Below are 15,592 nucleotides of genomic sequence, written 5' to 3'. Positions count from 1 at the left end.
GCTAGTTTCAAACTCATGGACCAACTCTACCATTTCTTCTCTTATTTTCATAACTTATGTTTTTGCTACAAAAATAAAGGACTCCCTATTTGGATAAAACATGCACTTTGTGGGTTGAATACAATTATTCCAAATGTCTTTGGCCTTCTCGATGTCTTTTTGTTGGGTTGATTTGTCTCCGCCATTCAGCAGAATTATTATCTTTCCATCCATTTCCTTGAAATAAATTCTGTACCCCTTTGCGTAATTATTTTCATTTCATTAATACCATTACCCACAGGTTTACAGTCTCCAAAATGGTCGTCATTTTCAAGTTTTTGGATTCTGAACAGGATGTTCGCTTTAGCCCTTAAATCCTTTAATCTCTTTAACCACTTGTCAAATTCTATCGATTTTTCAAGAAAATACATTTAGTTGATGTATTCACTTGGATACAAATCCACTTGAATTTTTTAGAATACAAAAATCCTTCGTTGGTTTCTGGTCTATGTTAAAAGGAACCATAATGCTCTGGTTATGTTTCAGGTAGAAGTTAATAAAATAAGATGAGCCTGTCGAAGCCTGTCAAATCATATATGTGTCTAATCATAAATCCCCCTTGGTCCCCCTTTGAAGAAGAGGAGGGGCGAGTTTTTACGATTTACCTATGCGAACTTGATTTTCCATTTCCTCAGCCCATTACAATAATACAAAATCATTAAAAAATTCTCGTTTCCGCAACTCCCCCTTCAAAGGGTCGCATTGCTATCTCGGCAAAGTCGGGAGGGATTTTTACGGGATTGTAAACCTGTACCAATATTTGAAAAATAATCTGTAAACTTTTTTAGGACGAGACAATGAAAAACGATAAGAATTAAACCTTATAATACTCCACCAATTTCCCGTCAAAACCGGATACACGGCTTATCAATTCCTGTCGTTTTTTCTCGTCAAAGGCTTTAAAGTTTTTGGCTAAATCAATCTTTTCGGTGAGCATGTCTGCATTGTCTGCTCCGGTTACCAATACACTTATTGGAAGGGACCATGAAAAATAGATGGCTTCCTCTACTGTCAATGCATTGGGAACAATTCGCGGTTTGTCACCACTGTTGAAATGGGTGGTGCCTCCAAAAAAGCCACCATTTGCCAAGGTTTTCATGGCACAGGGTGCCATTCCCTTTTCGATTAGTTTTGGCATCACATTGGTGATAAAACTCTTGTAATTCGGGTCAAAAGCATTGATGGGCATCTGGCAGGCTTCCAACTGATCGGTGCTTTCCAACATTCTCAAGTGAGCATTGTAATCGGAATGACCTGAAAAACCGATATGTTTTACTTTCCCGCTTTCTTTTGCCTTCAAAACATAGTCCAAAACCCCATTTTTTAACCTGCTGTCTACATCCCCTGGACTAGTCACTGCATGAATTAACCAAAGATCGATATAGTCTGTTTTCATTCGACTAAGGGTGCCTTCCAAATGTTCCTGAGCGGTTTTGCCATCTCTAGCTGTGGACTTGCTTTGAATAAAAGCAAGGTCCCTATATTTGGGCGTAAGAAATTGCCCATACCTTCTTTCACCTGTTCCACGACCGTAAGATTCTGCATTGTCAAAAAATCGGACTCCACCTTCCAGCGCCCGTTCAATTGTCTTTTGGGCTTCACTTTCGCTCATTCTGGCAATATGGGCTCCTCCCAGGCCCAGCATGGTGACAGACAAACCGGATTTCCCAAATTTCCGCTTGGGAAGCAAGTCTCCCAACCTATCCCGCATATAGGGACTGGGAATGGCCTTTCCTTCTGCATTAATACTGGTAAGGGGCAACATCATTCCGGCAGTTAATCCGGCTAGGGATTTTAAGAATGCCCTTCTTTGGTTATTATTATTGTTATTATCCATGATTGATTGGGTTAAAATTTAACTTGAATGCCACTCATTACATTGATCCCCGGCATGGGAAATCCTTTTTCTAGCTGATACGCTGTGTTCAAAAGGTTTTTTCCCGTGATATAGGCACTAATTTTGGGGCTTATGGCATACATGCTCCTAATGTTTAATAAGGTGTAATTTTCATTTGCATCTGATTCTGTAAGGCTGTTTCGGAGTCCACCGATGTGGCGAATTGACGGAATAATAGAAAATTTATTTACTTGTAGATCCGCCTGCAGGCTCAGGTTGTGTTGGGGTGCAAACAAAATGTTCTTGTCTACATCCACATAGGCATAATTGAGTATGACTTGCCATGATTCAGCGGTTTGAAAACGAATTTGACTTTCAAGCCCTTTGTTAAGGAAGCTTCCCGAATTACTGCCAATGGAAGGCGTGGTCATGGGGTTGACTTGGATCAGATTGCTGCCTTTGGCCATAAAAGCCATGAGTTCCAGACTTAGTTTGCTGTCAAGAATAAGGGTTTGAAAACCTGCTTCATGACTCCACAGTTCTTCAGGCCTCAAAGATTCATTGGATGTGGGAAACAAATAGAGGTCTACAATGGAGGGACTTCTAAAGGCTTTGGAGGAGGATGCTTTGAGGGTAAAATTTTGCCTTAGCCTATAAGCAAGACCGAAGCCGGGAAGTAGTTTTTGGCCATACTGGGAGTTACTAACGTGGCGAAGTCCAGCATTGAAACTGATTTTTTCTCCCAAGTCTTGTTGGGCCTGCAGATAAAGATCGGTTTCATGAATGGTGAATTGCGTTCCCAAGCCGACTCGGGCAGGGGGAGGAAGGGTTTCATTGAATGCCTTTCCTCCATAGCGTTTATAATCAATGCCAACAGTGAGTATTTGTTTTGGAAGAAGGCTCAGATTTTGGTAAAAAGTAATGCCTTGATTTTGGTCTGTAGATGAAAATCCGGTTTGAAATGTATGCTCGCCAAAATTATGAAAGAACAACAGTGCCCCGGAAACATTTCCCCAGTCGTTGCGAAGGGAAAGTGCAGCCCTGCCTCTTAAGTATTCGCGTTTGTCTGTCTCCATTGGGGCAGCGGTAGGTCCTGGCTGATAATAAGTGGCATCAGCCAATTGCATATCTCCGGAAAGAGAAAGGCCGGGACTGAAGTCGTAGCCCATTTTGAGGTAGCCGGTACTGTTTTTAAAGCTGTCTGCCGCATCGGTTCTAAAACCTGCCGTACTGTTCCTATTGATAGCTATCATGGAATGGAATTTACCCTGTTTATAAGATGCATGGGCATTTCCCATAAAAGTCCTATAGGATCCATAGCCTAAATTTGCTGACCCCTTCCAGCCCTCTTTGCCCGCCTTTCGGGTAATTAGATTGATGGCTCCCCCCATGGCGTTAGAGCCATAAAGGACAGCGGCAGCCCCTCGCTGTACCTCTACTCGCTCTATGTCCGAGGCACTATAGGCATCGGCTATAGGGTGAGCAAAAATGCCCATGTACTGAGGCTGTCCATCGATCAATACCAAGACCCTGTTATTGGGAGTGCCACTAATCCCTCGAATGCTGATATTGCCTCCTGAGGCAGGACCTACTCCAAAGCCTGAAATGCTACGGTCATTGAGTAAAAAGCCCGGTACTTGATAAGCCAGTATCGGCAGGACATTTAGCTCTCCCGAACGATCAATGGTGTTCCTGGAAATGGTGGAGATGGAGGCAGCTATTTTATTTTTCTGCCGCTCTATTCTCGTTCCCGTGACCACGGCTTCATCCAGGGCTACGGTAAGGCTATCCTTTACCTGGGCCAATAAAGAGCTGGCGTAAAAAGTAAATATCAAGCCTAAGATGACGCTAGCTTTCATAAGTAAGAGATTTAGGGGCTGGATTCCAAGGCCATTGGACACAGGTCTTGATGTCTGGGAAAAGAACAAAATCTGCTTTCCCTTTGAGTACAAAAGTATGTACTGAATAATCCTTTAATGTTTCCTTTACCAGGCCTAAGGTTTTTCCCGAAACGGCTACATCATCTATCAATAGGATTCGGCTACTTGGTGGAAATGATGTTGGGAATAGGTCTAAAAATTCCGGGGATTCCCGAATGGGTTGATTCTTGTCATTTCTATAATTTACCGATGCAATATTTAGCGGAAGCCCAAGTTGATGGGCCACCAGACCTGCAGGTACAATTCCACCTCTGCCAATTCCTACAACAATGTCTGCCGGAGGGAAGGAAAAGCAGGACAAGGCCTTGCTTATCTTAGTAAAAGGTAAAGAGACTTTTGAATCCATGTATATTTGTTTTTAAGATGAGCTTAATTAAAAACCTTTACAGAAATAAATTAAGGCTCTTTTCTCTGATTGGGAAGGTACTTTAAGCACAAGACATTGATGACAAATAATATCCCAATACCTACAAAAGCATTGCTCAGTGAAGTGCTGAAAAACTGTACCGGGCTGGCCTCGATTAGGGGAATAAAAATCAATACTGCTGAGGAGATTGTTTTGGCGCCTAAATAGGCCAGGGGTGCAGCAATCCATTTAATTATCCCTTGGAGCAGGAATACATAGGCTAGAAAAGTAAAGAGTACAAGTTCAAAGGTAAGTATACCCATTAATCCCCAATTTGGATTACCGGATATAAGGAAGTTAATGGGGGGAGCCAATACGGCCACGATTAAGGCCACAGGTAATCGATAAGCGATTAATGCCACAATGGGCATGTAAAACATGGGCAATAAATAAGCACCCATCGGAATCCCATTGAAGGGAGGAGCAAGGTGAACCACGATTGGCAGGGCAATGGCTATAGGCAATACCCAGGCGGTTGTTTTTAAAGTGGAACTGTAGTTTGAGTTTAGGGAAAGTTGCATGATTCATCAAGGTTTAATTACCGGGGATTATTTAAGCAATCTTAGAAAATGAAGCAAAGGAATGAGAGCTTCTATAAGTACTTGATTTATATGTTTTAATTTAATGAATTCTTTTCAATCCTCCAATTCCCAAGAATATTTTACTGTATAATTACAAACTTACCTGTAAAAAATAATGGTTGGGTATCAAGAGCCCCTCTTAGTGAGACAGATACCTAAGCCGGTATAGAGCCGCAGTATGAGACCGTCGAAGTCTTCTGCCTGATTCTGCCAAAGGTCAGTTTCTGAGCTTGACCAAACCTGCTGTCTGAGCTTGTCCAAGACCAGTTCATCAATATTGGATGGTTCGAATGGTTAGGTAGGTTTTTATGTATTACTGATCCTGATATACCTTTCCTTTGCTTTAATTTTTTCTTTACAATCAGGGAAGAAATATTAATAACCATTAAAGCAACAGTGTTGCATTAATGGTTATTTTTTCTACCTTTGTTCAAAATATATAGCAAATAGGGACAGTGAATAAGTCTAAAATACTGTGTGATAAGTTGATGGATTTCAGTCTTTTATTATATTACAACGGGCATTTATAAAATATAATCTTATGACACAAATTGAACAATTTGAAGTAATAATTATTGGTGGAAGTTATGCAGGGCTTTCGGCAGGAATGGCCTTGGGACGCTCTTTACGAAAGGTTTTAATAATAGATGATGGCAAACCTTGCAATCGGCAAACTCCACATTCTCATAATTTTTTAACGCAAGACGGAAGCACACCTCAGGAAATCACGGAAATAGCCAAGGATCAGGTTGCGAAATATGATACCGTGAAATTTTACGAAGGATTGGCAGTCGGTAGTAAGAAGGTTGACAATGGATTTGAAATAACCACAAGCCGAGGAGATACTTTTTACACAGATAAACTAATATTTGCAACAGGCATCAAGGATCTTATGCCGAAGATAAGTGGATTTTCAGAATGTTGGGGAATATCCGTAGTACATTGCCCTTATTGTCATGGCTATGAAATCAGAAATCAAAAAACGGCAATTATGGCCAATGGGGACACGGCAATTCACCTTGCCTCTTTGGTAAACAATCTTACTAAAGACCTAACCATTCTTACTGATGGGAAAACATCATTTGATGAGGAACAGCTTGATAAGTTATTAAGGAACGGCATCAAAATCATTGAAAAAGAGATTTTAGCAATTGACCATGAGGTCGGAAATCTAAAAAGTATCCGCTTTAAAGACGGTCCTGTGGAAGCATTTGATGCTGCTTATGCTTCTATTTCTTTTGAACAAAATACCTCTATTCCAAGTGAGTTGGGTTGCGAAATTACAGAGCAAGGATACATTGAGGTGGACGAAATGGGGAAAACTACTGTGGAAGGAGTTTTTGCTTGTGGAGATTGCAGTACCATGATGCGCTCAGTGGCCACAGCAGTCTTTAAGGGAAATATTGCAGGTGTTTTTATCAACCATGAGCTGACCCAGGAAAGTTTCTAGTTGGATTGATGCATTTATTGGCAAAATATGAAGTGAAGTTTCTATCTTAGTAAATCTACTTAGCCGGAAATGTTTACCTGCATGGGCAGGCTAAAAAGAAGATCAAAATGAATGCTGTGAAAGTCGGAATAGATTTAGGTGGAACCAAAGTATTAATTATTGCGGGATCCTATGAAGAAAAATATCCTACAGGTCTTGGATTTACGCCATCCCAACTGGAGGAGGTCATCAAGAGCTTTATTGAGAAGTATAAGTTGAACCCGGTAGGGATTGCCATAGCTATCCCCGGACTTTTAAATAAAGCCGGGGATGTGCTGTTTTGCGATGTTTTACCTAGCTTTAATGGTTGGAATGCAAACAAAGCTTTAGCCAATTTGAGCACAAGGATAAGGTCCATCAATGACATAAGGGCTGCACTTATTCATCAATTTAGTGCGATTGACGAGAACCTAACAAGTGGAATTGTAATGGTTGGAACTGCTGTAGGTGCTGCTTTTATAGTGAATGGAAAATTGCTTACCGGTGATTCAGGATGGGCAGGGGAGTTTGGCTATTTCCCTTTGGTAGTGGATGGAGAGATAAAGCGAATAGATACGCTATGTGGAGGAAGTTTTTTAGCGCAGAAGTTGGGTATTTCCGCCAAAGAAATGGCTGGTTTAGCAATTCAAGGTGATGAATTTGTTCTAAATGCCATTGAAAAGGCAGGGTATTTTTTGGGGGTAGGTATTGCCGGATTGGTCAATCTTTTTAACCCTAACAAACTTGCGATAGGTGGAGGTACTGCCTGTTTGCCTGGATATTGGCAAGGCATTGAAAGAGGGGCAAAAGAAAATATTATTCCAGCGTTATGGAATGAAGGTCTATTATGTCAGGCAAAGGGAGGGAATAAAGTGGCAGCATTAGGGGCCATGACTTTGCTCTAGGTATGCGAAAGTAATTGACTTTGCTATTTCTTAGGTATTGTTATTTTCAACCTGCTAAAACAATTTATATATCGTTTCTTTAAAATAGGTTTTTCTTACATTGAATGACTTTTTAAGTAGAGCACTTTTTTGATTTTATTATAAATTTCCTCTTTTTTAACGGGCTTGGTCACATAGTCGTCCATGCCAATTTCAAACACCCTGTTTCTGGCTTTTTGGGTCACATCAGCCGTTACGGCAATGATGGGTATATTCCTATTCTTTGTTCCACTTTCCCCAGCACGAATGGCTTGAGTAGCTTCATAACCATCCATTACAGGCATTTGTAAATCCATCAAAATCAAATCAAAAACTTGTGTTTTTAATAATTCAACACCTTCTAACCCATTGTTTGCAATTTTAAAACTTGTGTTAGCCCAATTCCCTAGGATTACTTTTAAAACCATTTGATTAAGTGCATTGTCTTCTACAATTAAAATATTTTTATTTTCTAAATCGAATATTCCATCATTGGCATAATCATAAGGATCTTTAAGTTCCCCTGTTTCAGGTAGGGTATAGTTTAATTCTAAAGTAACTGAAGTACCTTTTCCTTCCTCACTTTGAATATCAATTTTTCCCTGATGTAAATCTACCAGGGCTTTGACAATACAAAGTCCTAATCCTAAGCCACCAAATTTTCGCTTGTCATTATTCTGTCCTTGGCTAAAGGAGACGAAAATACTTTCCAATTTTTGTTTTTTTATTCCCACTCCACTGTCCTTCACCTGTATTTTTAATAAACACTGATTTTCAACTTGTGATATGGCTTCCACCTGTAGCGTTATTTCACCATGTTGAGTAAACTTGATAGCGTTTTTCAAAAGGTTTCCGATCAGCTGTTCTGTTTTTCTTTGGTCTCCAATGATAAGTTGAGGTATTAAACCAATTTCTTTAAAGTTAAAATCAAGCCCCTTGTCTTTTGCTTGGGTGGCATAGGAATGAGCGATTTGGCTAACCATTTTTCTCAGGTCAAAAGCTGCCTTCTCCAGTTTTAATTGACCTTTCTCAATTTTAGAATAATCCAGTACATCATCAATGGCACCAAGTAAACCCAATGAAGAATAATGAATTACATCAAGGTCTGAATAAATCGCATTTTCTTTACTTGTTTCCCTTATGGATTGCGTGAGACCGATAATCGCGTTTAAAGGTGTCCTCAATTCATGACTGATATTGGAAAGAAAATAGGATTTAATTTCATTAGATTCCTCAGATTTCTGCAATGCTATCTCTTGGTGTTTTTCCTTTTCCGATTTCAAAAGCTTGATTCGATTAGACATGGCCAAGGAGAGGAAAATTATTTCAAATCCAGTACCTATTTTAGAACCATTTTCTGTAAAAAAAGAATTTGGAATCAAACTAAAATTGTTAAATATTAAAATAAAGAAACCTATGGTAAAGCTTAAAATTGCTAATGCATAAAAGTAATCAAGCTTTATACCCTTAACGTAACTTTTCACCACTGTTAGAATTAATAGTAACATAAGGAGGAAACTTAGCAAGTTTACAGCAGGATAGTAGAATTCTTTTCCATCAGGATAGACAATTACCAAGATCAAGAGGATCCCCAAATTGCTCAGCATAACATTTAGTCCCATGTTCAGTAATTTGTCCCATGCTTTCAAATTGGTGTAGATTTGCGCATACCTACCAAATGCCATTGCTGAAAGGGTGGCAGTAATCAAGATTGCATTTGTATTGAGCCAACCGGAGGAAGGGTTAATGTATTGGAAAAAATAACCATCTAATGACATGTGCAATAGGGCTACCGACAACACATATATACTATATAAAAGAAAACTTTTCTCTCCTATACCAAAATAAAAAAACAGGTAAATACAAGTGGCTAGGGTTAAAATGCCGTAAAATATTCCATGAAACAACTGATTTAGATAGGAACTTAAGACCAAACTTGAAGGGGTATGTAGATCCAAGGGGAGATTGATTACTTCTCCATCACTTTGGTAATGTATATAGACCTTATAAGTTTTGCCAGGCTCTAGATCCATAGGGAATATTATTTTTCTATGAGCGAAACTTTTTTCAGAAAAAGGGATAAGGTCCCCATTATTCAATTTTGTATGGGACCCTTCTTTTAAAATATATAGGTCTACATGGTCTGTAATAGGTCTTCCTGTTTCTAAGAAATATTGTAAAGGGTGCTCAGTTGTATTCTTAATGGCAAAGCGCAACCAATACTTTTCTTTAGTAAAACCCAGGTTGGTTGAAGGGCCTGTTATTGCTTCAAATTTCAATTTGTTTTCAATAGCTAAAAATTCTTCAAATGTTAAATGTTTGTCTCCTACATTCGAAATCTCTGCAAATTCATATATCGATACTGCATCGGTCAAATGCGGCTCTTGAGTTTCAAATGGTTTTGATCCATAAGAAAATGCTGTAGTAGAATAAAAAAATGCAATTAGTGTTAAAAAACAATTTTTAAATAAGTAAATCATAAAAAAACAAAATAAATTCAAAGTAAAGAAAAATGATTTATGACTAAAATCCTAGCATATGGCTTTAATTCTTGTAGTAATCGTCTCAATAACTTGACAGATTTTGGGATTGATTTGAGTCATAAAGTCTTTTTTTAAATAAAAATACAATGCTAAACAGACATAATGTCATTGATATATTCTTGGTATTCCTTTTCACATTAGCTTAGGTCTTTGGCATAAGTTTTGAAAAGGCACATTTAAGGAAAATTAAGATTCGGAAAGCTAACATTTATAAGTAGCTAGCGTATTGTTACTCACCGATTAAAAGTCAACCTTGGAGTGGCCAAGATTTGATTCTTAAAATTTTAATGATAGGGTTTAATATTAATTGTTATGGAAACTTCTTATTTGGATTACTACAAGAGGATACTCAAAAGCGTAAGCTTTGATTTAGGCAGGTTGAAAAACGAACTTAACAAAGCAAATCAAATTCTAACAGTTGAAGAAAGGACAAGTTTGAAGAAATGGATGCTTCGAAATGGACTTTATTCAGAAAAGTTGAGGGGAAATGCTTTCTAAGGCATTTCGTTTATTTTTTAACCTTTAAATTTAATCTACAACTAAAAATGTGTTTTTGACTGGTACCTGCATTTTCGATAGCTATAAATAAGCCTCATCCAAAAATGACACAAACGCCATGTATTATTTTTTTTGCGATCAATTTTGAGTGATATTTACCCCCATTTCTGTTTCATTAACCCAATCATAACGATAACATTCTATAATAAGTTAATTCATATATAATAGGGTGTTGATAAATATTAACCTAGTTAATTAACTGAATATTAATCAGTTAAATATTATTTATTCCAACTATATTAGGGGTTAGTTTATTTTTCTGGGGTCAAAAATGCAGAAAAAATACCCTGATCACGGTATTTTTTAAACTGAATGGCCTTTGTACCTTTGAATCAGGTGATAAATAAACTTTTCAAAAATGGATTTAATCCATTGTAAATAGTGGGTAATCGTTAAACTATTTTTTTACCCACTATTTTTATTCTTTTTTCCCCACTGTAGACATTAAAACTTTCTTCTTTTAAGAATCCAATTAAAGTCATCTGTTTTTCCTTTGCAAGATCCACCGACAGTTGCGTAGGAGGACCAAAGGCTAATAATACCGGTATGCCCGCATTGATAGCCTTTTGCGCCATTTCGTAGCTAACACGGCCACTTAGCAAAACAATTTTCTCATTGCTTAAATCAATATTAGCTTTTAGGCAAGCTCCAATTAGTTTATCTAAAGCATTGTGCCTACCTATATCTTCTCTAAGTAGCAAGAGGTCTCCATATTGGTCATATAAGGCAGCTGCATGCAAGCCACCAGTATATTTAAATGCTGTTTGAGAGGAGAGCAAGCCTTCAGGGAGTCTCAATATGGTTTCCGGGCTTAATTGCCATTCTGGATTTATAGGCAAAACATGATTTTTGCATTTTACCGCTTCAATGGCAGTCTTGCCACAAACCCCACAGCTTGAATTGGTATAAAAATTTCGTCCTAGCTTTTTTAGGTCTATCTCGAAACCTTCCACAAATTTCACAATTAAGACATTGCCTTTTTCTTCCGGTTTAACCTGCTGACAATACCGCATCAGAAGAATATCTCGGTCGCTTTCTATTATCCCTTCTGCAAATAAAAAACCCAGAGCCAAATCAAAATCATTTCCGGGACTTCTCATGGTTACCAATAAATCTTTTTTATGCCATTCCTTATTTTTCTCAAATTCCAGACGGATTTGCAAAGGAGCTTCTACTGCCAATAGGTCCTGAAAGTGGCTTGATTCAGGCTTGCTGTATTTGTAAATTTTGCTAAAGCTAACCAGACTATTTGTCGCTTCCATCTTATAATTTTTCTAGAAATACTTCTATATATTTTGAGGCCGGACAGTGACTTTCGGCTGAATTATTGTCCAAGGCCACCAAAACATTTCCCTCAGGAAAATAAACGGAAAGACAACCCGGGCTGATGTCGTAGGGAACGACTTGAAAACCTTCTAGTATACGTTTTTCTCCTGCAAAAAGACTGGTTAGTTTCACTAAGTCTCCGGCTTTGCAATCATAATTTTTCATGTCTTCCACATTCATCATCACTACCTCCCTGCTATTGCTAATCCCTCTATAACGATCATCATAGCCGTAAATGGAGGTATTGAACTGGTCGTGACTTCTAACGGTCATCAGAATGAAAGGTGTTTCAGGTTTTCGAGTCGGATTAAGTGGATTAACTGTCAATTGAGCTTTTTTATCAGGAGTATTAAAATTCCTTTCTCTGGCTCCATTGGGCAAATAAAACCCACCTGCTTTCCTCACTTTTTCATTGTATTTATCAAAGCCAGGGATTACGGCCGCTATCTTTTCTCTTATCAGGTCGTAATTTTCTTTCATTCCTTCCCAGTCGGTAGTATTGGAGGGGCCCAGTACAGCTCTGGCCATGTCGCAAATAATACCTACTTCACTTTTTAACAATGGAGAAATGGGTTCAAGATCACCATGTGACATCCTTACTCTTCCAGCCGTGTCTTCTGTACTTACAAACTGAGGACCATGACTACTGATGTCCTTTTCTGTTCTCCCTAGACAAGGCAAGATCAAGGCGTTTTTACCATGAATCAAGTGGCTTCTATTGAGCTTGGTAGAGACATGTAGGGTGAGGGTACATTGTTTTAGACCTTCAAAAACTTTATCCGTATCGGGAGCAGCCAAAGCGAAATTACCTCCCATCCCCATAAAGACCTTTGCTTTGCCTTCAGCCATGGCATGAATTGCCCCTACAGCATGGACGCCTTCCTTCTCGGGTGGCTGAAAATCAAATACCTTTCCCAATCGCTGCATAAAACTTTTTGGCATCTTTTCCCAGATGCCCATGGTACGGTCGCCTTGTACATTGCTATGTCCTCTTACCGGTAATGTACCTGCTCCGGCTTTACCAATAGATCCCTTAAGTAACAGGATATTGACAATTTCCCTGATGGTATTTTCAGCATTTCTATGTTGGGTGATGCCCATAGCCCAAGCGATAATGATGTTTTTCTTCGTTATAAGTAGGTTTGCCAGCTCTCTAATCTGTGATTCCGGAACACCGGTCTCTTGAATCAATTCCTCTAAGTCTGTTTTTTCAAGGTGTGAGGCAAGGGCTTGATACCCATTTGTTTTTTGACGAATAAAGGCTTGGTCAAAAACTTTTTCCGGTTGTACCTGCTCTGCCGCTAGCATTAATTTCAATACAGCCTTTAATAAGGGTAAATCCCCATTTACTTTTACTTGTAAGTGTAAGTCATGGATAGCTGTAGGTTTTCCTATCCATTCCCAAGGTTTTTGCGGATTGCGGAATTGAAGCAGACCCGTTTCAGGCAGCGGATTTACTGAAACAATTTTCCCTCCATTTTGCTTTAGTTTTTCCATCGCAGTAAGCATCCTAGGTGCATTGGTTCCGGGATTTTGCCCCATAACTATCAGTAATTCTGCTTTGGGGATATCGTTTAAAACCACAGAGGCTTTACCAATACCAACAGTTTCAGACAATGCCTTTCCTGACGCTTCATGACACATATTGGAACAATCAGGTAAGTTATTGGTGCCAAATTGCCGGACAAAGCACTGGTACAAAAAGGCAGCTTCATTGCTGGTGCGCCCAGAAGTATAGAAAATGGCTTGATCCGGATGGTTTAATGCTTGCAGTTTCTCGGTTATTAATGTGAAGGCCTTTTCCCAGGAAATTGGAGAATAGTGATGCTTACCTTCTTTGAGGACCATAGGTGCTGTCAGTCTGCCTTGCTTTTCCAACCAATGATCAGATTTTTCCAATAAATCATTGATGCTGTATTGCTCGAAGAAGGAAGCATCAAGTTGATTACTACTGCTTTCCCAAGCGATGGCTTTGGCTCCATTTTCACAATATTCAGCAATTTTTGATACTTCTTTGGCATCTGGATCCGGCCAAGCACAACTAGGGCAGTCCAAGCCCTCAGGCTGATTTAATTTAAACAAAGTTTTAACTCCCTTGCCTACATGGGTTTCTTCCCAAATGCGGTAGGCAACGGTCTGAATCGATTTTAAACCTGCAGATGTTTCTGCAGGTGGACTGATTTTCACTTTTCTTTTTGGCTGCATTGCTGTACGGAAGTTTTTTGGATTTGATGCGATTACAAGGTAAAAAGAATTATAATTCTAAGCTAAAACGGAGGATTTTGTTCACAACACTGATGAATTTTTCTCTTTTTAATGATTTCATTCGATAACCGTTTAGGGTAGTTTTCCAATCGATCCATTGATTATAGCAAGCTTTTACCGTTAAATAAAAGTATGTTTTTATTTACATGATTAACCTTTATATTTAGATTGCTTTATTCAAAAAATATATCATTTAAATATACCCAATGACACCAAAACTGTTTTCGGCAATCTGCTGTGTTTTAATTTGTTTTCTGCAATCCTGTGCACTTGAGGCCCAGGAAAAGAAACCTTACAATATTTTATTTTTAGCCATAGATGATCTCCGCCCTGAACTGGGGGTATATGGTAACGACATTATCAAAACGCCTAACTTAGATGCCATTGGGGAGAGTGGTACCGTCTTTGAAAATCACTATGTGCAAGTGCCTACCTGTGGTGCCTCTCGCTGTAGTATATTGACAGGAATGTTGCCCAGTAGCCGCGAACTTTTAAGCAATTCCGCCATTGCAAAAATAATGGCAGATGCTCCGGAGGGAGAAAAACCGGAGAGCTTCGTTCATCATTTAAAAAGAAACGGGTACTATACGGTGGGCATAGGAAAAATTAGTCATTCAGTGGATGGTCTGGTTTATGGCTACGAAGAAAGTCCTGAAGGAGCCAAGTCAGAAATGCCTTTCAGTTGGGATGAAATGCTTTTCAACCCCGGTAAATGGGGCACGGGCTGGAATGCATTTTTTGGATATGCTGATGGATCAAATAGGCAAGGAGAAAAGAAACAAGTAAAACCCTATGAAGCAGCTAATGTTCCCGATGAGGGCTATCCGGATGGGCTTTCCACTCAATTGGCCATCAAAAAACTCAAAGAATTGGCGGCTAAAGATGAACCTTTCTTTATGGGCTTAGGATTGTTTAAACCTCATTTACCTTTTACCTCCCCAAAGAAGTATTGGGATTTATACAATAGGGAGGACATTCCTCTGTCTACTGCACCCGGCCTTCCGGAAAATGTTTCAATGAGTAGTTTGCAGTCCAGTGGAGAATTCAATCAATATGCTTTGGGAGAAGAAAAAGCAGGATTGGATCATCAATTGTCGGATGAATATGCCCAAAAGCTTAGGCATGCTTATTTTGCAGCAGTGAGTTATAGCGATGCGTTGGTGGGAAAAGTGATGGATGAACTGGAGACCTTGGGACTGGCTGACAATACCATCGTGGTGGTGTGGGGAGATCATGGTTGGCATTTGGGAGATCACAGGGTATGGGGCAAGCATACCATTTTCGAAACAGCCGTAAGAAGCCCTTTGATTATTAAAGTTCCGGGTTTGAAGCCCCAAAGAATCTCTTCTGATATGCCGGTTAGTAGCATTGATTTGTACCCTACTTTAATGGAGTTGACAAATATCCCGACCAATTTTCCTTTGGATGGTCAAAGCTTGGTCCCTTTGCTGGAAAATGGTAAAGATCAGGATAGGGAAGCCATGGCTTTTAGTTATTTCAGGAATGGTATTTCAATGCGAACAGACAAGTACAGAATAATGAAGTATTTTAGGGAGGAAACTCCTAAGATTGAATTATATGATCACATCAATGATCCTATGGAAACCAAAAATATAGCAGATGAGCAACCCGAATTGGTGAAGCAATTGCTCGTTCAGCTGGATAAAGGTGACACAGGTTTATATAACAAGGAAAACAAATAACCT

The 15,592-nt window shown here is 39.1% G+C and carries 12 protein-coding genes; 4 read left to right on the top strand and 8 right to left on the bottom strand.

Going from position 1 to position 15,592, the window contains the following annotated elements; genetic code table 11:
* Positions 1–197: 197 nt before the first annotated feature.
* The 5 genes from ACYVHJ_RS12985 to ACYVHJ_RS12965 form a co-directional block, all read right to left on the bottom strand.
* Positions 198–410 carry a hypothetical protein gene (locus ACYVHJ_RS12985; protein ID WP_460515431.1) on the bottom strand — a complete coding sequence of 71 codons (213 nt, stop codon included), beginning with the start codon at positions 408–410 and terminating at the stop codon, positions 198–200.
* A gap of 443 nt (positions 411–853) precedes the next feature.
* Positions 854–1,876, bottom strand: a complete 1,023-nt coding sequence (locus ACYVHJ_RS12980; RefSeq protein WP_460515429.1) for an aldo/keto reductase — start codon at positions 1,874–1,876, stop codon at positions 854–856.
* Between the two features lie 11 nt (positions 1,877–1,887).
* On the bottom strand, positions 1,888–3,735 hold the full coding sequence (locus tag ACYVHJ_RS12975; RefSeq protein WP_460515426.1) for a TonB-dependent receptor plug domain-containing protein: 1,848 nt from the start codon (positions 3,733–3,735) through the stop codon (positions 1,888–1,890).
* Positions 3,725–4,162, bottom strand: coding sequence for a phosphoribosyltransferase (locus ACYVHJ_RS12970; protein ID WP_460515424.1), 438 nt, complete (start codon positions 4,160–4,162; stop codon positions 3,725–3,727). The genes ACYVHJ_RS12975 and ACYVHJ_RS12970 overlap by 11 nt, the downstream gene beginning before the upstream one ends.
* 50 nt (positions 4,163–4,212) lie before the next feature.
* On the bottom strand, positions 4,213–4,743 hold the full coding sequence (locus tag ACYVHJ_RS12965) for a hypothetical protein (protein ID WP_339902544.1): 531 nt from the start codon (positions 4,741–4,743) through the stop codon (positions 4,213–4,215).
* A gap of 601 nt (positions 4,744–5,344) precedes the next feature.
* Between ACYVHJ_RS12965 and ACYVHJ_RS12960 the strand changes: the two genes are divergently transcribed.
* Complete coding sequence (locus ACYVHJ_RS12960; RefSeq protein WP_460515422.1) at positions 5,345–6,253, top strand: NAD(P)/FAD-dependent oxidoreductase; 909 nt, start codon at positions 5,345–5,347, stop codon at positions 6,251–6,253.
* 107 nt (positions 6,254–6,360) lie between these two features.
* The gene (locus tag ACYVHJ_RS12955; RefSeq protein ID WP_460515420.1) at positions 6,361–7,176 is read left to right on the top strand and encodes an ROK family protein; all 816 of its coding nucleotides are present in this window, start codon (positions 6,361–6,363) and stop codon (positions 7,174–7,176) included.
* A 95-nt stretch (positions 7,177–7,271) separates the two neighbouring features.
* Here ACYVHJ_RS12955 and ACYVHJ_RS12950 read toward each other — a convergent pair whose 3' ends face one another.
* Entirely contained in the window at positions 7,272–9,674 is a 2,403-nt protein-coding gene (locus tag ACYVHJ_RS12950) for a hybrid sensor histidine kinase/response regulator (RefSeq protein ID WP_460515418.1), read from the bottom strand.
* 375 nt (positions 9,675–10,049) lie between these two features.
* Between ACYVHJ_RS12950 and ACYVHJ_RS12945 the strand changes: the two genes are divergently transcribed.
* Positions 10,050–10,235: a hypothetical protein gene (locus ACYVHJ_RS12945; RefSeq protein WP_339904989.1), complete on the top strand. Its 186-nt coding sequence runs from the start codon at positions 10,050–10,052 to the stop codon at positions 10,233–10,235.
* 452 nt (positions 10,236–10,687) lie between these two features.
* On the opposite strand, the gene fdhD is transcribed toward ACYVHJ_RS12945, so the two are convergent.
* Entirely contained in the window at positions 10,688–11,557 is an 870-nt protein-coding gene (gene fdhD / locus ACYVHJ_RS12940) for a formate dehydrogenase accessory sulfurtransferase FdhD (protein ID WP_460515415.1), read from the bottom strand.
* 1 nt (position 11,558) lies between these two features.
* Positions 11,559–13,826, bottom strand: a complete 2,268-nt coding sequence (locus tag ACYVHJ_RS12935) for an FdhF/YdeP family oxidoreductase (RefSeq protein WP_460515413.1) — start codon at positions 13,824–13,826, stop codon at positions 11,559–11,561.
* Between the two features lie 266 nt (positions 13,827–14,092).
* Here ACYVHJ_RS12935 and ACYVHJ_RS12930 point away from each other — a divergent pair, with 266 nt between their 5' ends.
* Positions 14,093–15,589, top strand: coding sequence for a sulfatase (locus ACYVHJ_RS12930; RefSeq protein ID WP_460515411.1), 1,497 nt, complete (start codon positions 14,093–14,095; stop codon positions 15,587–15,589).
* Positions 15,590–15,592: the final 3 nt, after the last annotated feature.

The organism is Cyclobacterium sediminis (assembly GCF_054781075.1).
Note: the sequence above shows the minus strand (reverse complement) of the source record. Positions and strands in the feature narration are given on the sequence as shown.